Here is a 19833-nt window from a genome sequence, read left to right on the forward strand (position 1 = left end):
AAAACCGCGCCTAGAAAACCCAGCCGCGCAAGGCCAGGAAGCGCATGCCGCCGACGGCGGCGGTGATGGCAAGCACGGCCAGCGCCTGCACGGTGTCACCGAGTCCTGGCGCCCACACTCCGAGGGCGGCCAGGCCCGCGGTGGTGATGCCGAGGCCGAGTAGCGCCAGCCCGCCGCCCTCCCACTGCGCGGTGAACCAGCCGACCCGGTCCGCGGCCTGGAAGGTGAGCTGGCGGTGGAGCTCGTTGGCGATCACCGTGCTCACCGCCGACCCGGCGACATTCGCGACCAGCGGACCGACGCCGTACATGGCGAAGAACAGCAGCACATAGGCGAGGTTGCTGAAGCCGCCGACCAGCGCGAATCGGATCAGCTGCGGGAGTGCGCGATCGCCGCGCAGGAAACGCAGGGTCCGGTCGAAGCGGCGTTTGCGCGCGGTGCGAACGGGGAACGGAGCGACCCAGGGTGTGACCATGCCCGGAAGGTGCGACACCGACATTCTCGGTGTTTCCAGAACGGTCATGGTCGACTCCGATCGCAATGAACGAGCGTCGAGGAGTACAACAGCAGAAAACGTGCAGTGCTTCCCGGCGGACGGCGTTGTCGTGCCTCCCGATGGTAACGGAAGTGGAGGGTCGCACTCCACTTGAAACCGATGCGATCTAGGACACTGTCGCGACACACCGCGCCGACATTCGGAACACACGCCACCGGCGGGCAGACTGGGCCACGACGGCAGTGGTCTCGCCGGGATTCAGCAGGAGGGTAGTGAGCATGTATCGCGTATTCGAAGCACTCGACGAACTGGTCGCCATCGTCGAAGAGGCACGCGGCATCCCGCCGACCCGCAGCTGTATCGTGCCGCGCGGCGACGTCCTGGAATTGCTCGACGACGTCCGCGACGCCCTGCCCGGCGAGCTCGACGACGCCCAGGACGTCCTCGATCATCGCGACAAGATCGTCGGTGACGCCCGCACCGGCGCCGAGGCCACCGTCACCGCGGCCGACGAACAGGCACGCACCACGGTCGAGAAGGCCCGCGCCGAGGCCGACCGCATCCTCGCCGACGCCAAGGCGCACGCCGACCGCATGGTCGCCGAGGCCACCGCACATGCCGACCGCCTCGTCTCGACCGCGCAGACCGAGGCCGAGCAGATCGTCGCCGACGGCAACGCCGAATACGAGGAACTCACCGGTCGCGCCCAGATCGACGCCGACCGGGCCATCCAGGCAGGTAAGGACTCCTACGAGCGCTCGGTCGCCGACGGTAAGGCCGAGCAGGCCCGCCTGGTCGCCCAGACCGAGGTCGTGCGGGCCGCGCACGCCGAGTCGGCCCGCCTGATCGACACCGCCCAGGCCGAGGCCGACCGGGTCCGTGCCGAATGCGACGACTACGTCGACGAGCGGATGGCCGATTTCGGCGGCAGGCTGGCCGAGATCGAGGAGACGCTCAACACCACCCGGCGCACCATCACCCGCGGCAGGCAGCAGATGCGCGGTGGTCCGGCGCCGGAATACCCCGAGTACGCCGCCGAGCACCGGCGCTGAGCGGTCGGCGCGTTTTGGGATCCGGCGGGGTCCTGCCGTACTGTTGAGTGGTTGCCCAAAATCCCCTCAGACGTAAGTGAGTCAGTGATGTCCGCCGCTTCCGGTTCGCCGTCGCGTTCGCACAAGGCCAATGGCCCGGTGTCGGACGCGGGTTTCGTGCTGGACGTCCGCAGTCTCGGCCGCAGGCCGGGCACCATGCGGGAAGTGCGGCGCACCGTCACCGAGCACGAGCGGCTGGGTCTCGACCTGATCGCCATCCCGGCCGACGCCGCGGTGGAACTCGACCTGCAACTGCAGGCGGTCTCGGAGGGCGTTCTGGTCACCGGCACGGTGTCCGGGCCGACGACCGGGGAGTGCTCGCGCTGCCTCGAACCGTTCGACGATCGGGTGGAGATTCGTCTCACGGAGCTGTTCGCGTATCCGGACAGCACCACCGAGCAGACGACCGAGGACGACGAGGTCTACCGCATGGCGGACGACCTCATCGACCTCGAGCCGGTGGTTCTCGACGTCATCGGGCTGGAGCTCCCGCTGCAGCCACTGTGCACCCCGGACTGTGCGGGCCTGTGCCCCGAGTGCGGTGTGCGGATGGCGATTGCGGGTCCTGATCATGGGCATGAGATACTGGATCCTCGCTGGGCCAAGTTGGCGGATTTCGCCGCCGAGGCGCCCGGCACCGGCGACCCCGCCGAGGGTTCCACCACCCCAGACCGATCCGCTCCCGCGGCAGCCGATGCCCGCGTGGATAGCGAAAACACAGAGGAGAAGTAGCCGTGGCTGTTCCCAAGCGCCGGATGTCCCGTTCCAACACCCGGTCGCGGCGCAGCCAGTGGAAGGCCGCCGCGCCGACCCTGGTCACCTGCCCGAACCGTGCCTGCGGTGAGAAGACCCTCCCGCACATCGCGTGCCCGTCCTGCGGCACCTACAAGGGCCGCCAGGTCACCGCTGCTGTCTGATTCGTGACAGCCAGCAAGGAAACCGCAGGTGCGGCCGATCACGCCGACCTGCTCACCGCCCTCGGTGTCGACGTACGACCGGAGCTGCTGCGCCTGGCGCTGACGCACCGGTCGTACGCGTACGAGAACGGCGGCTTACCGACCAACGAGCGCTTGGAGTTTCTCGGCGACTCGGTCCTCGGCCTCAGCATCACCGAGCGCCTGTACACCGAGCACCCGGAGAAGTCCGAGGGTGAGCTCGCGAAGCTGCGCGCCAGTGTGGTGAACATGCACGCGCTCGCCGAGGTGGCGCGTGGTCTCGGCGACGGCGGACTCGGCAAGCATCTGCTGCTCGGCAAGGGCGAAGAGCTCACCGGTGGCCGGGACAAGCCGAGCATCCTCGCCGACGGTATGGAGTCGTTGCTCGGTGCCGTGCACCTCGAGCACGGCATCGAGGTCGCGCGTGGCGTCGTGCTCCGCCTGTTCGCCGAACTGCTCGAGCGCGGCCCGAGGATGGGTGCTGGCCTCGACTGGAAGACCAGTCTGCAGGAGCTCACCGCCGAGCGCGGGCTCGGCGTGCCCAGCTATGAGATCACTTCCACCGGCCCGGACCACAACAAGGAGTTCACCGCGACCACGGTGATCGCCGGTCGGCCGTACGGGGAGGGTGTCGGCCGTTCCAAGAAGGAAGCCGAGCAGAAGGCCGCAGGCACCGCCTACAAGGCGCTCACCGACGAAACCGCCACCGACGCGTGACGACCGAGCCGCGTCAACGGACGGTCTGACCGTGCCCGAACTGCCCGAAGTCGAGGTGGTGCGGCGCGGCCTCGCCGACCATGCGGTCGGTCGCGTGATCGATGCCGTCCGGGTAACCCATCCGCGGGCCGTGCGCAGGCACGTCGCGGGCGGTGCCGACCTGGCCGCCCGGCTCACCGGGCGCAAGATCGAGGGCGCGCAGCGCCGTGGCAAATACCTGTGGCTCACTTTCGACGAGCCGGATACCGCGCTGGTCGTCCATCTCGGGATGAGCGGGCAGATGCTGGTGCAGCCCGCGGGCGCGCCGGTCGAGAAGCACGCACACATCCGGGCCGCGCTCGGTGACGGCAGCGAGTTGCGGTTCGTCGACCAGCGCACCTTCGGCGGGTGGGCGCTGGCCGATCTGGTCGAGGTCGACGGCACCGTGGTCCCCGACGCGGTCGCCCACATCGCCCGCGATCCACTCGATCCCCGCTTCGACCGCGAGACCGTGGTCGCGGCGATGCGCGCCAAGAACACCGAGATCAAGCGGGTCCTGCTGGACCAGACCGTGGTCTCCGGCATCGGCAACATCTACGCCGATGAGGCGCTGTGGCGGGCCGGGCTGCACGGCACCCGGATCGCCGCCGACCTCACCAGGCCGGTCGTGCGCACCCTGCTCGACGGAGTCAGCGCGGTGATGTCCGAGGCGCTTGCCGTCGGCGGCACCTCCTTCGACGCGCTGTATGTGAACGTCAACGGCGAGTCCGGGTACTTCTCCCGGTCGCTGGCCGCCTACGGGCGGGCCGACGAGCCTTGTGACCGGTGCGGCACGCTGTTGATCAGGGAACAGTTCATGAATCGTTCGTCGTTTTCGTGCCCGAAGTGTCAGCGGAAGCCGCGCCGCCGCTGATCAGGGCGCGCTAACGTTTGTGCTGACGGGTCGAACCGGACCGGGTCCGTGCAGGAGGACGTTATGCGCAAGCTGACATATTTCGTGGCATCGACGATCGACGGGTTCATCGCCGCCGAGGACGGCACCGTGGACTTCTTCCCGGTCGGTGGTGATCACGTGCCGGCGATCACCGCCCAGTACCCGGAGACACTGCCCACCAAGGTGCGGGAGGCGCGGGGGATCGCGGCGGGCAACATCTACTTCGACACCGTGATCATGGGCCGCAAGACCCACGACTTCGGGGTACGCACCGGCACCGCCAGCCCGTACGAGCATCTGCGCCAGTTCGTGGTGTCGACCACGATGCCGGAATCACCGGCCCCTGGGGTCGAGGTGATCGCCGACGATCCGGTGGCCACCGTGCGCGCGCTGAAACGCGAACCGGGGCTGGGGATCTGGCTGTGCGGCGGCGGTGAGCTGGCCCAGAGCCTGCTGCCCGAGATCGACCAGGTGTTCCTCAAACTGTTCCCCGTGGTCCTCGGCACCGGCAGGCCGCTGTTCGGCGGCGGCGCGAAACTGCCGACGCCGGAACGGTTCCGGGTGATCACCAGCCGGGTGTACGCCGACGGGGTCGCCTTCCTCAAGTACGGCAGGATCGCCTGACCCATGAGCGCGGCGTCGAGTCCGGGCCCGGTCGCGGCATTGCGCGAGATCGGGTTCTGGCTCGAACGGTCCCGCGCCGAAACCCATCGGGTGAAGGCGTACCGGCGGGCCGCCGATGTCGTCGCCGGGCTCACCGAGGCCGAACGTGCCGATCGCGCCCGCGAGCACAGCTGGCGCGAGCTGCCCGGCATCGGCCCCAAGACCGCCGCGGTGATCGAACAGGCCTGCGCGGGAGCGGTTCCCGACTATCTGGCCGAATTGCGCGGTGCCGCAACGCCCATCGGGCCCGCCGGTGACCCGCTGCGTGCCCGGCTGCGCGGCGATCTGCACACCCATTCGGACTGGTCCGACGGCGGCAGCCCGATCGCCGAGATGATGGGCGTCGCGGCGGCGCTCGGACACGAATACTGCGCGCTGACCGATCATTCGCCCCGGCTGAAGGTGGCCAACGGGCTGTCCGCCGATCGCCTGCTGCGCCAGCTCGACGTGATCGCGGGCCTCAACGAGGATCTCGCGCCGTTTCGTATTCTCACCGGCATCGAGGTCGACATCCTCGACGACGGCGCCCTCGATCAGCGCGCCGACCTGCTGGAGCGCCTGGATGTCGTGGTGGCCAGCGTGCATTCGCGCCTGCGCGACGACAGCGCCACCATGACCGAGCGCATGGTCTATGCCGTCGCGAACCCGAATGTCGACATCCTCGGCCACTGCACCGGCCGCCTCGTCGAGGGTAATCGCGGCACCCGCCCCGAATCGAGCTTCGACGCCGAACTAGTCTTCGAGGCCTGCCGCAAGTACGGCACGGCGGTGGAGATCAACAGCCGCCCCGAGCGCCGCGACCCGCCGAGCAGACTGATCGGCTTGGCCGTGGAAATGGGCTGCTATTTCAGCATCGACACCGACGCGCACGCGCCCGGCCAATTGGCCTGGCAGGGTTATGGCTGCGAACGCGCCGTGGTCAACGCGGTCCCCGCCGAACGGGTGATCAACACCTGGCCGGTCGACGACTTGCTCGCGTGGTGCGTGGCGACACCGGGGTGAAGACTCGCCGAACTCCGGGTGTCGGCCGCCACTTTGCCGGATTCGCCTGATAGACAGTCGGATACGGCATCGGGGTAGCAGGGGGAGTTGATGGGCGAGTTCCCGGTCGAGATCGTGTTGTCCGTGCTCGGCTTGATCGTCGCGATCGCCACCTTCCTGCGCGAGTACGTTTTCGTCGGCCGCAAACGGCTGGGCTATCGCGTGCAGATGAACACCCCGGCTCGCTCGTGGGTGTCGCGGGAGAACGGATCGGCCGCACCGGCGTCCGAGGCGGTAGCGTCGGCTGTCGGTGCCGCGTCGAACGCTGATCCCGCGCAGTCGAATACCGACTCCCCGGCGCAGTCTCAGGCAGCGGGGGAGCAGGCAGCGGGTGCTGCGGCGCCGGAGCCCGCCGACCGGACGACCTCGCTGATGCTGATCCGGATCGAGAACGATGGTTCGACCTCGATCGAGGACAGCGACTACCAATCGACCGAAGTACCGGTCCTCGCGTTCAGGGCGCACACCATCGAGTCGGTCGAGGTGACCGAGCGGGTCACCCGCGGCCAGGAATCGGTCGCGGTGTCCAGTGCGGCACTGCTCGGTGTGTCGCGGAGTGTCGGCCCCGGCGGGGTGGATCAGATTGTGCTGCCCGCGGTACCGCTGGATCGGGGGGAGCACTACAAACTGCTGGTGGTGCTCGTCGGTCCCAAGCCAGAACCCCTCGATGTCGATGGAAAGAAGGTCGTCAGCAAGGAGGGTTGGCTCAAAGGCGGCCGGTTCGAGGAGACCACCAGCCGCTCCCGGCGCGAACCCGCCCTGCTCGGCCTGAGCGTGCTGCTCGCCCTCGTCGTGATGGCGCAACTGCTGGCCGTCGTGCTGCGCGGCGATCCGCCGCCGCGCGACTGCGCCGCGAGCGGGCTGACCATCGTCGGGTCCACCGCCATGGCGCCGATGATCCGCGCGGCCGCGCAGGACTACGAGAAGACCTGCACCGGAGCGCGATTCGCGTACGACTTCACCGGTACCGAACCGGGATTGCGCACGCTGGCCGCGGCCGGTCCCACCCAGGGGGTCCTGGCGATCGGGGACGGTTCGACGGGAACCTCGTTCGCGATGCTCACCGAGATCCCGCTGGCCGTGTCCTCGTTCGCGGTGATCACCCATCCCGGTGTCGGGCTGAAAGATCTGTCGACGCAGCAGGTCCGGGATCTCTATCGCGGAAACATCAGGAACTGGAACCAGATCGGCGGACCGGACCTGCCGGTCGTCCTGATCGACCGCACCGCCGGATCCGGCACCCGGCGCGCACTCGAGTCGCAACTGCTCGAGGACAACCGCAAGGTGTTCCGCTACACCAGCTGTATCGGGATGGCGGCCGGTGGCGAGCAGTGCGAGGTCGACCTCACCGAGGAAGTGGCAACCTTCGTTGCCAAAATCGCGGGCGCGGTGGGGTATTTGGAGACCTCCGCCGTCGGCGCCGAGGTGGCCGCGGTGTCGATCGACGGGGTGCTGCCGACCCCCGACACTCTTCGCTCCGGCGATTACCGGTTCACCGGTGTCGAGTACGCCTACACACACGGACCGATCGCCGGTGATTCGCTGATCGCTCAGTTCCTGGACTACCTGATTCGGGGTAAGGCCAGGCTCACCATGATGGAGTTCGGCAACATCCCATGCGTCGATCCGGTCGAACCGAATTTCTGTACACCGTAGACCGGCTGTGACGGCGGAATCTCCTGTCCCCGCTGGCATTCGCCGACGCGAAATGCCAGCAACCCACTGGTTTACTCCGCGGTAGCGGGGTACTTTCCTCTATGGCCCCTCTGTTCAGGCGGGCGCCGAAGTGGCGCGCTCCACGCCTGACCAGGCCAACCAAGCCCCATGGACGGCGGTGCAGCTCTCGTCTCCACCCCCGCCGAGGCGGCCATCTCTTGTTCGCGCAAGTGTTGCGAGGTTGTGTCCCTGGAAGGAAGGTCATGAGTGCAGAAATGCCGGCAATGTCGCCGGTCGGGTTCTCCACGTCCGATCTCTACGCGATCGAGCACAACGGCGGCCCACTGCGGATCGCGATGGTTGTTCCACCGTATTTCGATGTCCCTCCCAAGGCGTATGGCGGCGTCGAGGCCGTTGTCGCCGATCTGGTCGATTCGCTGTGTGAGCGCGGCCATCACGTCACCCTGTTCGGTGCGGGCGAACCGGGTACCAAGGCGGATTTCGTCCCGCTGTGGGACCGGATCGTCCCGGAACGTCTCGGCGATCCGTTCCCCGAGGTGGTGCACGCGCTGCGGGTGCGCCGCGCGATCGAGCGGCTGGCCGAGACCGACGGTATCGACCTGGTCCACGATCACACCTTCGCGGGCCCGCTCAACGCGCCCGCCTACGCCGATCTTGGCCTGCCGACCGTGGTGACCGTGCACGGTCCCGTGCAGGACGACTGCTACCGGTACTACAAGGAGCTCGGCAAGGAATGCTCGCTCGTGGCGATCAGCGATCGGCAGCGTGAGCTCGCGCCGGATCTGTCGTGGGCGGGCCGCGTGCACAACGCCCTGCGCCCGGAAACGTGGCCGTACCTGGAGCGCAAGAAGGACTACGCGCTGTTCCTCGGTCGCTTCAGTGCCGACAAGGGAGCCCACCTTGCCCTCGACGCGGCGCACGCGGCCGGGATTCCGCTGATCCTGGCGGGCAAGTGCGCGGAGCCGCCGGAGAAGGCCTACTTCGAGGAGTACGTGCGACCGCGGATGACGGCCGACGATCACATGTTCGGGCTCGCCGACGCGACCGCGAAGCGTAAACTCTTGTCCGAAGCGCGGTGTCTGCTGTTCCCCATCCGCTGGGAGGAGCCGTTCGGCATGGTGATGATCGAGGCGATGGTGTGTGGCACACCGGTGGTCGCCCTGCGCGGGGGTGCGGTGAGCGAGGTCGTCGTCGACGGGGTCACCGGGCGGATCTGCGACGATCCGGCCGAGCTGCCCGCCGCCATCGCCGAGGTCGGCGCGTTCGACCCGGCGGCCTGCCGGGCCCACGTCGAGGCGAATTTCGGTGCCGAGACCCTCGGTGGCGGTTACGAGCGGGTGTACCGGCAACTGTTGGCCGACACCACGATCGGGTACGGCGACGCGTTCGCGATGCCGCTGCCGGTCGGGGCGGCGATCAGTGGGCGCGTATGACGGTGGACAACGCGTCGTCGCCGAGCCCGCTCAACGCGGGGGAACCCGCGGGGCTCGGCGGCAACGGGGGCAATGTCACCCTGGTCGAGGGCGGCACGTTCAGCCTGTCCGACCGGCTCGGCGACATGGAACCGAGCAAGCCACAGGGTCTGTTCTTCCGCGATGCCAGGGTGATCTCCCGCTGGGAACTGCTGATCGACGGGAAACGGCCGGAGCCGCTCTCGGTGCTCAGTCCCGAGGCGTTCGCGGCCAGGTTCGTGCTGCGCAGGCCGCCGCAACAGGGCCGGGCCGACAGCACCCTGCTCGTGGTGCGCGACCGGCTCGTCGCCGAGGGCATGCACGAGCTGATCACGCTGGAGAACATGAGCCGCGAGGCCACCGCGGTGGTGCTCGAGCTGCACGTCGACGCCGATTTCGTCGACCTGTTCTCGGTGAAGGAGGGCCGGATGGGCGGCCACCGCGCGGAGATGACCACTTCCGACGGTGAACTGCTGCTCCACGATCGCGCCGACCTCTCGCGCGGTCTCGCCCTCACCTCCACGGTCGAACCGATGGTGTTGCCGGGCACCATGATCTGGCGCGTCGTGGTTCCCGCCGGTGGCCGCTGGCAGACCGAGATCACTGCCCAGCCCGCAGGCGCGGCCCAGCGTCCACAGACCCAGGGCACCCCCGGTGAGCGCTACCGGGCCAGTGAGCCGGTGCGCAAGATCCAGGCGTGGCGGGCCACCGCCACCGACATCACCGCCGATTCGGGGCTGCTCAACCGGATCCTGCGCCGCACCGAGAGCGATCTCGGCGCACTGCAGATCCACACCGATTCGGGAACGGGCAGGCCGTTCGTCGCGGCGGGCGCGCCCTGGTTCATGACGCTGTTCGGGCGGGACTCCCTGCTCACGGCCTGGATGTCGCTGCCGCTGGAAACCGACCTGGCGCTTGGCACCCTGCAGCAGCTGGCCGAATTGCAGGGACAGACGGTGGATCCGCTGGTGGAGGAGGAGCCGGGCCGGATCATGCACGAGATGCGGCGCGGCCCCGCCGTCGGTCAGGTGCTCGGCGGGCAGATCTATTACGGAACCGTCGACGCCACCCCGCTGTTCGTGATGCTGCTCGCCGAATGCCTGCGCTGGGGAGCCGAACCGGCCGCCATCGCGACCCTGCTGCCCGCGGCGGACGCGGCGATCGGCTGGATCACCGATTTCGGTGACCGCGACGACGACGGTTTCGTCGAGTACGTGCGCGCCACCGACCGCGGCCTGATCAACCAGGGCTGGAAGGACAGCTTCGACGGGATCAACGACGCGGCGGGTCATCTCGCGCAGGCGCCGATCGCGCTGTGCGAGGTGCAGGGCTACGTGTACGCGGCCTACCTGGCCAGGGCGGAGCTGGCCGACGCGTTCGACGATCCGGCGCTGGCCGCCCGGATGCGGGAGCGGGCTGCCGAGCTGCGCACCAAGTTCGCCGAACAGTTCTGGCTACCCCAATGCGGGTGGTACGCCGTGGCGCTCGACGGCAGCAAACGTCAGGTCGACGCGCTCACCAGCAACGCCGCGCACTGTCTCTGGTCCGGCATCGCTACCGACGAGCACGCCGAGATCCTGATCGGGAACCTGGCCAAGGCGGAGATGGATTCCGGTTTCGGTCTGCGCACCCTGGCCTCGAACATGGGCGCCTACAATCCGATGAGCTACCACTGCGGGTCGATCTGGCCGCACGACACGGCCATCGCGGTCGCGGGGCTCATGCGGTACCAGCATGTGCCGGGCGCGGTGGAGCTGGCGACCAAGCTGGCCGGTGGTCTGCTCGATGCCGCCGCCGCCTTCGACGGCCGATTGCCCGAGCTGTTCTGTGGGTTCCCGCGTGCGCGTTTCGCGGCGCCGGTGCCGTACCCCACCTCGTGTTCGCCGCAAGCGTGGGCGAGCGCGGCGCCGCTGCTGCTGGTGCGGTCGTTCCTCGGGCTCGATCCCGATGTCCCGGCCAAGACCCTGACGATTCGGCCGCGAGTGCCGGAGCGGTGGGGTTGCGTGCGGATGTCGGAGTTCCGGCTCGGCACGGCCACCGTGGGGCTCGAGGTGTGTGGGTCGGCGGTGACGGTGACGGGCCTGCCCGACGGGTGGGCCCTGATCACGGACGAGGCATAAACGCACGGGGCCGGATCCGCGTCACGCGGATCCGGCCCCGATCGTCGCGCTGTGGGTCAGCCGCGCATCGGGAACCGCTCGTCCAGTGCGAGATTGAGCTCGACGACGTTCACCCGCGGCGCACCGAGGACACCGAAGGTGCGCTGCTCGGTACGGTCGGCCAGCACCGCCCGGACCTGGGCTGTGGTGACGCCGCGTGCCCGTGCCACCCGCTCGACCTGGATGGCCGCGTACTCGGGGGAGATGTGCGGGTCGAGGCCGCTGCCACTCGCGGTGACCGCGTCGGCGGGAACGGCGGGTTCGGCCGGTGCGTCACCGCGGATCGGCACGATCCGGCCGATGGCGTAGTCCGCACCCTCCTTGGCGCATTCCACCGCGACACCGCGGAAGGTGGTGACGAACGGCTGGGCAGGGCACAGCTCGTTGACGCTGACCACCCGTTCCGGCTGCGCGACCTCGCCCTTGGCATCGCGTGGTCCGATCACCGAAAGCACTGCGCCCACACCGCCTTCGGTGCAGAACGGGCGAGAGCCGTCGACCCCCTCACGGTCGCCTACCTGCTTGGAACGCGCGCACACGGTGGTGAGCAGGCTGGTGCGCGCGGCGGTGTCGACGATGTCCTCCGGGCCGAGGTTGCTCGCCGAGGTGGACATCGGGTCGTAGCCGTCGCCCGCGGCCGATGGCCTGCTCTGGAAGTACTGCACCATGGCGGCGCCGTCGGAGTCGGTGAAGGACTGCCCGATCAAGCTGGAGCCCACCAGCTTTCCGTCGCGCTCGAGCAGCGAACCGTCGGCCTTGTCGTCCAGGCCGGGCAGCTGCGCCACGGCGAATACCGCGGCGGGATAGACGAATCCGGTGATCACGGTCAGCACCAGCAGCGCGCGCACGGCGGCCAGGTGCTGGCGGATCCACGTTGACATACGCATTTCTAGGCCATCCCGGGGAGGAGTCGGACGAGCAGGTCGATGATCTTGATGCCGACGAACGGCGCGATGATGCCGCCGAGGCCGTAGATCGCCAGATTGCGGCTCAGCAGCGTCGAGGCGTCGCTGGGCCGGTAGTTCACGCCGCGCAGGGCGAGCGGGATCAGCGCCACGATGACGATCGCGTTGAAGATCACCGCCGACAGGATCGCCGACTGCGGGCTGGCGAGCCGCATGATATCGAGCGCGTCCAAGCCGGGGAACAGGCCGACGAACAGCGCCGGAATGATCGCGAAGTACTTGGCGATGTCGTTGGCGATGGAGAACGTGGTGAGCGCGCCACGGGTGATCAGCAACTGTTTGCCGATCTCGACGATCTCGATCAGCTTGGTCGGGTCCGAGTCCAGATCGACCATGTTGCCCGCCTCTTTGGCGGCCGAGGTGCCGGTGTTCATCGCCACACCCACATCGGCCTGGGCCAGTGCGGGCGCGTCGTTGGTGCCGTCGCCGGTCATGGCGACCAGGCGGCCGCCGTCCTGTTCCTTCTTGATCAGGGCCAGCTTGTCCTCCGGGGTGGCCTCGGCGAGGAAGTCGTCCACGCCTGCCTCCTCGGCGATCGCCCTGGCGGTCAACGGGTTGTCGCCGGTGATCATCACCGTGCGGATGCCCATGCGGCGCATCTCGTCGAAGCGTTCCCGCATGCCGTCCTTGACCACATCTTTCAGGTGGATCACGCCGAGCAGCCGGGCCGTACCGTCGCTGACCTCACCGACCACCAGCGGCGTGCCGCCGGACGCGGAGATGCCGTCGACGATCTGCGCGGCCTGCGGTGGCACCGAACCGCCCTGGGCGCGCACCCATGCGGTGACCGCACCGGCTGCCCCTTTGCGCAGCTGGTGACCGTCGGCCAGGTCGACTCCCGACATGCGGGTCTGGGCGGTGAACTCCACCCAGGTCGCGCCCGGCAGCTCGCCCGCGGTGCGTTCGCGCTTGTTGAACACCTGCTTGGCGAACACGACGATGGAGCGTCCTTCCGGCGTCTCGTCGGACAGGCTCGACAGCTGCGCGGCGTCGGCGAGTTCGTCGTCGGGAACGCCTGGCATCGGGACGAATTCGCCGGCCTGCCGATTGCCGAGGGTGATCGTTCCGGTCTTGTCGAGCAGCAGTGTGTTCACATCGCCCGCGGCCTCGACCGCACGGCCCGACATGGCGAGCACATTGCGCTGCACGAGCCGGTCCATACCCGCGATGCCGATGGCCGACAGCAGCGCGCCGATGGTGGTCGGGATCAGGCACACCAGCAGCGACACCAGCACGATGCCGGTGATGCCGTTCACGTCGAGTGCCGCGGTGTCGGGCACTCCGGGATTGTTCGACTTGGCGAAGATCGTCAGCGGCTGCAGGGTGGTCACCGCGAAGACGAAGATGATGGTGAGCGCGGCCAGCAGGATGTTCAGCGCGATCTCGTTGGGTGTCTTCTGCCTGCTGGCGCCCTCGACCAGGGCGATCATCTTGTCGATGAAGCTGGCGCCCGGTTCCTGGGTGATCCGGACGACGATCCGGTCCGACAGCACGGTGGTACCGCCGGTGACGGCCGAGCGGTCGCCACCGGATTCCCGGATGACGGGTGCGGATTCGCCGGTGATGGCGGATTCGTCGACCGAGGCGATGCCCTCGACGACGTCACCGTCACCGGGGATCACCTGGCCCGCCTCGACCACGACGATGTCGCCGCGGCGCAGCTCCGAGGCGGCGATTCGTTGTTCGACGATCCGGCCGCCGGGCGTCGGGTCGGCCAGCTTGCGGGCGACGGTGTCGGTCTTGGCTTTGCGCAGGGTATCGGCCTGTGCTTTGCCGCGCCCCTCCGCCACGGCTTCGGCCAGATTGGCGAAGAGCACGGTGAGCCAGAGCCAGCCGACGATCGCCGAGGCGAAGAAGCTCGGATCGGCGATCGCCAGCACGGTCGACCACACGGCGCCGATCTCTACGATCAGCATGACCGGGTTCTTCCACAGCGTGCGCGGGTCGAGTTTGCGCAGGGCCGCCGGCAGCGAGCTGAGCAGCAGTTTCGGATCGAGCACGCCCGCGCGGACGCCCGTGCTCCGGTGCTCGGGCCGCGGTGTCGCGGGGGATTCGATGGTGGGAACGGTCATCAGGAGTGAATTCCTTCGGCGAGCGGCCCGAGCGCGAGCACGGGCAGGAAGGTGAGCGCGACCAGGATCACCGTCACGCCGACGACCATGCCGACGAACTGCGGCCGGTGCGTCGGCATGGTGCCGATCGACGCGGGAGTGGTGCCCTGCCTGGCCAGCGAGCCGGCCAGCGCGAGCACGAGGATGATCGGCAGGAACCGGCCGAACACCATGGCCAGGCCGAGCGCGGTGTTGAACCACTCGGTGTTGCCGGTGAGGCCGGCGAAGGCCGAACCGTTGTTGTTGGCGGCGGAAGTGAAGGCGTACAGCACTTCCGAGAGCCCGTGCGGGCCACCGTTGAGCATGCTGGCCCGCTGTCCCGGCATGGCCATCGCCAGCGCGGTGCCGACCAGCACGATCACCGGGCTCACCAGGAAGTAGCTCGCGGCCAGCTTGATCTCGCGCGGCGTGATCTTCTTGCCCAGGTACTCCGGGGTGCGCCCGACCATGAGACCCGCCACGAACACGGTGATCACGGCCAGGATCAGCATCCCGTAGAGACCGGAGCCGACGCCACCGGGAGCGACCTCGCCGAGCTGCATGTTCAACAGCAGCATCATCCCGCCGAGACTGGTGTAGGAATCGTGGAACGAGTCGACCGCGCCGGTCGAGGTGAGCGTGGTCGCCGCGCCGAAGGTGGCCGAATTCGCCACTCCGAAGCGGGTTTCCACGCCTTCCATCGATGCGCCGATCGCCGTCGGGACCGTGCCGTGGTGCTGCAACTGGAACAGGTTGGTCATGGTGATGCTGAACAGGGCGATCGTGCCCATCACCGCCACGATCGCGTAGCCCTGCCCGGTCGAGCCGACCATTCGGCCGAAGGTGCGCGGCAGCGAGAACGAGATCACCAGCAGCAGGAAGATCTCGAGGAAGTTCGTCCAGGTGGTCGGGTTCTCGAACGGATGCGCCGAGTTGACGTTGTAGAAGCCGCCACCATTGGTGCCGAGTTCCTTGATCACTTCCTGGCTCGCGACCGGTCCGCCCGGCAGTGTCTGGGCGGCGCCGCCGAGGGTCTGCGCGACCTGGTCGTGCACGTGGAAGTTCTGGACCACGCCACCGGCCACCAGCACGATCGCGAAGACGAACGCGATCGGCAGCAGGATGCGCAGGGTGCCGCGCACCAGGTCGACCCAGAAATTGCCGAGCTCGCCGGTGTGCCTGCGCGCGAACCCGCGCACCAGCGCCACCGCCACCGACATGCCGACCGCGGCCGACACGAAGTTCTGCACCGCCAGCCCGGCCATCTGCACGAGATGACCGTGCGTGGATTCCCCCGAGTAGTTCTGCCAGTTGGTGTTGGTGACGAAGCTGATCGCGGTGTTCCACGCCAGCGCCGGGGTCAGCTCGGTGCCGGGGTCGGCCAGGCTCAGCGGCAGCGCACCCTGCGCGAGCTGGAAGAAGAACAGGAACAGGATGCCGATCGCCGAGAACGCCAGCACGCTGCGGGCATACACGCCCCAGGTCTGCTCGACCTCGGGATTCGCGCCGATGGCCCGGTAGATCAGACGTTCGGCGCGGGCGTGTTCGGTGCGGTTGTAGACCCGGTACATGTAGTCGCCGAGCGGCACATGGACCAGGGCAAGGGTGATGACCAGGGCCGCAACGAAGGCGATCCCCGCGGTAGTCGTGTTCACTAGAACCTCTCCGGGAAGAGCAGCGCCGCAACCATGTACCCGGCGACTCCGATGGCCAGGACGAGACCGATCAGGTTCGCGGTCACAGCCTCTCCACCCCCCGCTGGAGTACGCCCAGCAGGGCGAAGACCGCCACGGTGAGCACCGTGAACACCACGAAAGACATTGTTCGAACCTCCTCGCGCTCCGCGGTGGAGCGCCTGAGCCGAGTAAAGGTCCCTTTCGGGCCGTGGCGTTGTTTCCTTACGACTCTTTAGCGTCCGAAGGCGTAGCCTTTGCGGATCATTGACGCGATCCGGCCGCTGCGCGGAAGGAAGCTGTCAAGGTCGGTGGCAACTCCGTCAACACGCCGTAAAGATCGAGGTCGAGCGTGGCATTCGGCGGTAGAAAGTGGTGCGCCGGTGCACGGACCTCGTGGCCGGGTCCCTTCACGGAAAGAGAGAACGTGGTGTCTGCAGTGACCATTGCGGTGCTGGTCGGCTTCGTCGGCACGCTGTTGCTGATCCGGGCGCTCGGCCGCTGGAACGTCGCGCCCGCACCGGTACCGGTGCTGCGCACCGTGACGGCACGCCCCACGGTCCAGGCGCGGCAGCACGCGATGATGGACAGGTGAAACGCGGTCGACTACGCATCTACCTCGGTGCGGCGCCGGGCGTCGGCAAGACCTACGCGATGCTCGGCGAAGCACACCGGCGGCTCGAACGCGGCCGCGATGTCGTTGCCGCCGTCGTGGAGACGCACGGGCGGGCCAAGACCGCCGCGCTGCTCGACGGTATCGAGCGGATCCCGCCGAAACCGGTGGCCTACCGGGGCACCGAGCTGCCAGAGCTCGACGTCGCGGCGGTGCTCGCCCGCAAGCCCGCCGTGGTCCTCGTCGACGAACTCGCGCACACCAATGCGCCGGGCAGCGTCAACGCCAAGCGCTGGCAAGACGTGGAACAACTGCTCGACGCCGGAATCGACGTGATCTCGACGGTGAACGTGCAGCACCTGGAGAGCCTCAACGACGTGGTCGAGCAGATCACCGGCATCGAGCAGCGCGAGACCGTGCCCGATGCGGTGGTGCGCGGCGCCGATCAGGTCGAACTGGTCGACCTGACCCCGGAAGCGCTGCGGCGCAGGCTCTCCCACGGCAATGTGTACGCCGCCGACAAGGTAGACGCGGCCCTGCGCAACTACTTCCGGCCGGGCAATCTGACCGCGCTGCGCGAACTCGCCCTGCTGTGGCTGGCCGACCAGGTGGACGCGGCGCTCGCGAAGTACCGGGCCGACCATCAGATCACCGACCTGTGGGAGACCCGCGAACGCGTCGTCGTCGCGATCACCGGCGGGCCGGAATCGGAGACCATCGTGCGCAGGGCCGGCCGGATCGCGGCCAAGTCCAGCGCCGACCTCGTCGTGGTGCACGTGGTGCGCGGGGACGGACTGGCCGGGGTGTCCACCGAGCGGATGGCTACGCTGCGTGGGCTCGCGGCCGGGCTCGGCGCCGCGCTGCATACCGTCACCGGTGACGATGTGCCCACCGCCCTGCTCGATTTCGCCCGCGAGGTCGATGCCACCCAGCTTGTGCTCGGTACCTCCCGGCGCTCGCGCTGGGCACGCATGCTCGACGAGGGGATCGGCGCCACCGTGGTGCAACGCTCCGGCAAGATCGACGTGCACATGGTGACCCACGAGCAAGCCCATCGCGGGCTGCGCACCCAGTGGCTGCGCCCGCGCAGGCCGGTGGTGTCCTGGCTGGCGGCGATCGTGGTTCCGGTTCTGGTCAGCGTGCTCTGCGGCTGGTTGCTCGACGACAGGCTGCAGCTCGGCGGACTCAGCGCGATCTTCGTCGTCGGTGTCGTCGCGGTGGCACTGTTCGGCGGCGTCGTTCCCGCCGGGCTCTCGGCGCTGCTGTCGGGGCTGCTGCTGAACTGGTTCTACACCGATCCGCGCTACAGCTTCACCGTCGCCGAACCGGACAACGCCGTCACGGTGGCCGTGCTGCTCATCGTCGCGGTGGCGGTCGCGGCGCTGGTGGATGTGGCGGCCAAGCGAACGCTTCAGGCGCGCAAGGCATCACGGGAAGCGGAACTGCTGACCATGTTCGCGCGGTCGGTACTGCACGGCGCCGACCTGCCGCGGCTGCTCGAGCAGGTGCGCGAGACCTACGGGCTGCGGGCGGTGAGTCTGCGCTGTGGCGAACGGGTGGTCGCCGAGGTCGGGCCTGCTGCTCCGGCCACCCCGGCCGCGGCCGAGACCGTCATCGAGGCGGGCGACGGCCGCGGCCACCTGCTGCTGGCGGGCCGGGCGATCAGTGCTGCGGACCGGCCGGTGCTCAACGCGGTGGCCAATCAGGCAGTGGGACTGGTACGTCAGGCCGAACTGGCCGAGGAAGCGAGCGCCGCTGCCGCGCTCCTCGAGGCCGACAGGTTGCGCCGGGCGCTGCTCTCGGCGGTCAGCCACGATCTGCGTACCCCGCTGGCCGGTGCCAAGGCCGCGGTGTCGAGCCTGCGCAGCGACGAGATCGAATTCTCCGCCGCCGACACCGCCGAACTACTGGAAGCCATCGAGGAATCGGTCGACCAGCTCACCGCGCTGGTCGGCAATCTGCTCGACTCCTCGCGCCTCGCCGTCGGCGTGGTCACCCCGCAGGCGCGGCAGGTGTACATGGACGAGGCCGTGCATCGCGCGCTGGTCAGCGTGGGGATGGGCACCCGTGGTCTGCGCCGGTCGGCGATGGACCGGGTGAAGGTGGAGGTCGGCGAGGTCGCCGTGCTCGCCGACAGCGGGCTGCTCGAGCGGGTACTGGCCAACCTGATCGACAACGCGCTGCGCCACTCCGGTCGCGACACGCCGGTACGGGTGACCGCCGAACACGACGGGGCCCGGGTCTCGATCGCCGTCGTCGACGTCGGCCCCGGTGTACCGGCAGGCACCGAGGAGCAGCTGTTCGAACCGTTCCAGCGGCTCGGCGACCGCGACAACACCACCGGCGTCGGGCTCGGCCTCTCGGTGGTCCGCGGTTTCGTGGAGGCGATGGGCGGCAGCGTGCACGCCGAACCGACACCGGGTGGAGGACTGACGATGCTCGTCGATCTGCCGACCGGAACACCCCAGAGGGCCGATCGCGCGGCAGGAGACGACAGTGCTGGACAATAGTGAGGACATGGCCGATCTCTCGGGCACCGGTGAGCCGGGCCGTACCCGCGACAGCACCACACATCCGCGACACGGCGGGGAGCCGACGGCCAGGAGCGCCGCCGACGCGGACGGCCCCGCCGAGACCAAGGTTAAGGTTCTGGTGGTCGACGACGAGCCGCAGATCGTGCGGGCCCTCCGGATCAACCTGTCCGTGCGCGGCTACGAAGTGATCACCGCGGGCAACGCCGCCGCCGCCCTGCGCGCCGCCGCAGAGAAGCATCCTGACGTGGTGATCCTCGATCTCGGTCTGCCCGATATGGACGGCATCGAGGTGCTCGCCGGCCTGCGCGGCTGGACCTCGGCGCCGGTGCTGGTGCTCTCGGCACGCACCGATTCCGCCGACAAGGTCGAGGCACTGGACGCGGGTGCCGACGACTACGTCACCAAACCGTTCGGGATGGACGAACTGCTGGCCCGGCTGCGTGCGGCCGTCCGGCGCGGCGCGACCGCGGTGGAGGCCGTGGACCCGGTGGTGGCGACCGACTCGTTCACCGTCGACCTGGTCGCCAAGAAGGTCACCAAACACGGCGAATCGGTGCATCTGACCCCCACCGAGTGGGGAATGCTCGAGATGCTGGTCCGGCACCGCGGGAAGCTGGTGGGGCGCAAAGAACTCCTGCGTGAGGTATGGGGCCCTTCCTACGCCACCGAAACCCACTACCTGCGGGTCTACCTCGCCCAGCTACGGCGCAAGCTCGAAGACGATCCCGCGCACCCCAAGCACCTGCTGACCGAAGCGGGCATGGGCTATCGCTTTCAGGAATGAAGGGTGCGCCCGATCACATCACCGGAATGCC

The 19833-nt window shown here is 68.7% G+C and carries 18 protein-coding genes; 13 read left to right on the plus strand and 5 right to left on the minus strand.

Annotation, left to right across the window (positions count from 1 at the left end; translation table 11 throughout):
- Nucleotides 1-10: 10 nt before the first annotated feature.
- The gene (locus ACFOW8_RS16365) at nucleotides 11-475 is read right to left on the minus strand and encodes a GtrA family protein (RefSeq protein ID WP_378551479.1); all 465 of its coding nucleotides are present in this window, start codon (nucleotides 473-475) and stop codon (nucleotides 11-13) included.
- 299 nt (nucleotides 476-774) lie between these two features.
- On the opposite strand from ACFOW8_RS16365, the gene ACFOW8_RS16370 reads away from it, so the two are divergent.
- The 10 genes from ACFOW8_RS16370 to ACFOW8_RS16415 all read left to right on the plus strand — a co-directional run bounded on the left by ACFOW8_RS16370 (nucleotide 775) and on the right by ACFOW8_RS16415 (nucleotide 11104).
- Nucleotides 775-1548 (plus strand): DivIVA domain-containing protein, encoded by a 774-nt coding sequence (locus tag ACFOW8_RS16370; protein ID WP_378551480.1) that lies wholly within the window; start codon nucleotides 775-777, stop codon nucleotides 1546-1548.
- Between the two features lie 87 nt (nucleotides 1549-1635).
- On the plus strand, nucleotides 1636-2319 hold the full coding sequence (locus tag ACFOW8_RS16375; protein ID WP_378551481.1) for a YceD family protein: 684 nt from the start codon (nucleotides 1636-1638) through the stop codon (nucleotides 2317-2319).
- 2 nt (nucleotides 2320-2321) lie between these two features.
- The gene (gene rpmF, locus ACFOW8_RS16380; RefSeq protein ID WP_067988453.1) at nucleotides 2322-2504 is read left to right on the plus strand and encodes a 50S ribosomal protein L32; all 183 of its coding nucleotides are present in this window, start codon (nucleotides 2322-2324) and stop codon (nucleotides 2502-2504) included.
- A 3-nt stretch (nucleotides 2505-2507) separates the two neighbouring features.
- Entirely contained in the window at nucleotides 2508-3239 is a 732-nt protein-coding gene (gene rnc, locus ACFOW8_RS16385; protein WP_378551482.1) for a ribonuclease III, read from the plus strand.
- A gap of 31 nt (nucleotides 3240-3270) precedes the next feature.
- Nucleotides 3271-4131, plus strand: coding sequence for a bifunctional DNA-formamidopyrimidine glycosylase/DNA-(apurinic or apyrimidinic site) lyase (gene mutM, locus ACFOW8_RS16390; protein WP_378551483.1), 861 nt, complete (start codon nucleotides 3271-3273; stop codon nucleotides 4129-4131).
- Between the two features lie 63 nt (nucleotides 4132-4194).
- Nucleotides 4195-4776 (plus strand): dihydrofolate reductase family protein, encoded by a 582-nt coding sequence (locus ACFOW8_RS16395; RefSeq protein WP_378551484.1) that lies wholly within the window; start codon nucleotides 4195-4197, stop codon nucleotides 4774-4776.
- A 3-nt stretch (nucleotides 4777-4779) separates the two neighbouring features.
- Nucleotides 4780-5817, plus strand: coding sequence for a PHP domain-containing protein (locus ACFOW8_RS16400; RefSeq protein ID WP_378551485.1), 1038 nt, complete (start codon nucleotides 4780-4782; stop codon nucleotides 5815-5817).
- Nucleotides 5818-5907: 90 nt separating this feature from the next.
- Nucleotides 5908-7512, plus strand: a complete 1605-nt coding sequence (locus tag ACFOW8_RS16405) for a PstS family phosphate ABC transporter substrate-binding protein (RefSeq protein ID WP_378551486.1) — start codon at nucleotides 5908-5910, stop codon at nucleotides 7510-7512.
- Between the two features lie 284 nt (nucleotides 7513-7796).
- A complete protein-coding gene (locus tag ACFOW8_RS16410) occupies nucleotides 7797-8966 on the plus strand; it encodes a glycosyltransferase family 4 protein (RefSeq protein ID WP_378552039.1) in 1170 nt (389 codons plus the stop codon).
- Nucleotides 8963-11104 (plus strand): amylo-alpha-1,6-glucosidase, encoded by a 2142-nt coding sequence (locus ACFOW8_RS16415; RefSeq protein ID WP_378551487.1) that lies wholly within the window; start codon nucleotides 8963-8965, stop codon nucleotides 11102-11104. Before ACFOW8_RS16410 ends, ACFOW8_RS16415 begins: the two co-directional genes overlap by 4 nt.
- 56 nt (nucleotides 11105-11160) lie before the next feature.
- On the opposite strand, the gene ACFOW8_RS16420 is transcribed toward ACFOW8_RS16415, so the two are convergent.
- The 4 genes from ACFOW8_RS16420 to kdpF are packed head-to-tail and all read right to left on the minus strand — an operon-like array spanning nucleotide 11161 to nucleotide 15939.
- Nucleotides 11161-12030, minus strand: coding sequence for a potassium-transporting ATPase subunit C (locus ACFOW8_RS16420; RefSeq protein ID WP_378551488.1), 870 nt, complete (start codon nucleotides 12028-12030; stop codon nucleotides 11161-11163).
- A gap of 2 nt (nucleotides 12031-12032) precedes the next feature.
- Complete coding sequence (kdpB, locus tag ACFOW8_RS16425; RefSeq protein WP_378551489.1) at nucleotides 12033-14180, minus strand: potassium-transporting ATPase subunit KdpB; 2148 nt, start codon at nucleotides 14178-14180, stop codon at nucleotides 12033-12035.
- Nucleotides 14180-15853, minus strand: coding sequence for a potassium-transporting ATPase subunit KdpA (gene kdpA, locus ACFOW8_RS16430; RefSeq protein ID WP_378551490.1), 1674 nt, complete (start codon nucleotides 15851-15853; stop codon nucleotides 14180-14182). The genes kdpB and kdpA overlap by 1 nt, the downstream gene beginning before the upstream one ends.
- Nucleotides 15853-15939, minus strand: a complete 87-nt coding sequence (kdpF, locus tag ACFOW8_RS16435; RefSeq protein WP_378552041.1) for a K(+)-transporting ATPase subunit F — start codon at nucleotides 15937-15939, stop codon at nucleotides 15853-15855. Before kdpF ends, kdpA begins: the two co-directional genes overlap by 1 nt.
- 371 nt (nucleotides 15940-16310) lie before the next feature.
- Here kdpF and ACFOW8_RS16440 point away from each other — a divergent pair, with 371 nt between their 5' ends.
- From ACFOW8_RS16440 to ACFOW8_RS16450, 3 genes are read left to right on the plus strand one after another with little or no spacing between them, the layout of a single operon-like run.
- Nucleotides 16311-16466: a hypothetical protein gene (locus tag ACFOW8_RS16440; protein ID WP_378551491.1), complete on the plus strand. Its 156-nt coding sequence runs from the start codon at nucleotides 16311-16313 to the stop codon at nucleotides 16464-16466.
- Nucleotides 16463-18994, plus strand: a complete 2532-nt coding sequence (locus tag ACFOW8_RS16445; RefSeq protein WP_378551492.1) for a sensor histidine kinase — start codon at nucleotides 16463-16465, stop codon at nucleotides 18992-18994. Before ACFOW8_RS16440 ends, ACFOW8_RS16445 begins: the two co-directional genes overlap by 4 nt.
- Nucleotides 18981-19802, plus strand: coding sequence for a response regulator (locus ACFOW8_RS16450; RefSeq protein WP_378551493.1), 822 nt, complete (start codon nucleotides 18981-18983; stop codon nucleotides 19800-19802). Before ACFOW8_RS16445 ends, ACFOW8_RS16450 begins: the two co-directional genes overlap by 14 nt.
- The last annotated feature ends 31 nt before the right edge of the window (nucleotides 19803-19833 follow it).

The organism is Nocardia rhizosphaerae (assembly GCF_042650365.1).
Taxonomy (GTDB): domain Bacteria; phylum Actinomycetota; class Actinomycetes; order Mycobacteriales; family Mycobacteriaceae; genus Nocardia; species Nocardia rhizosphaerae.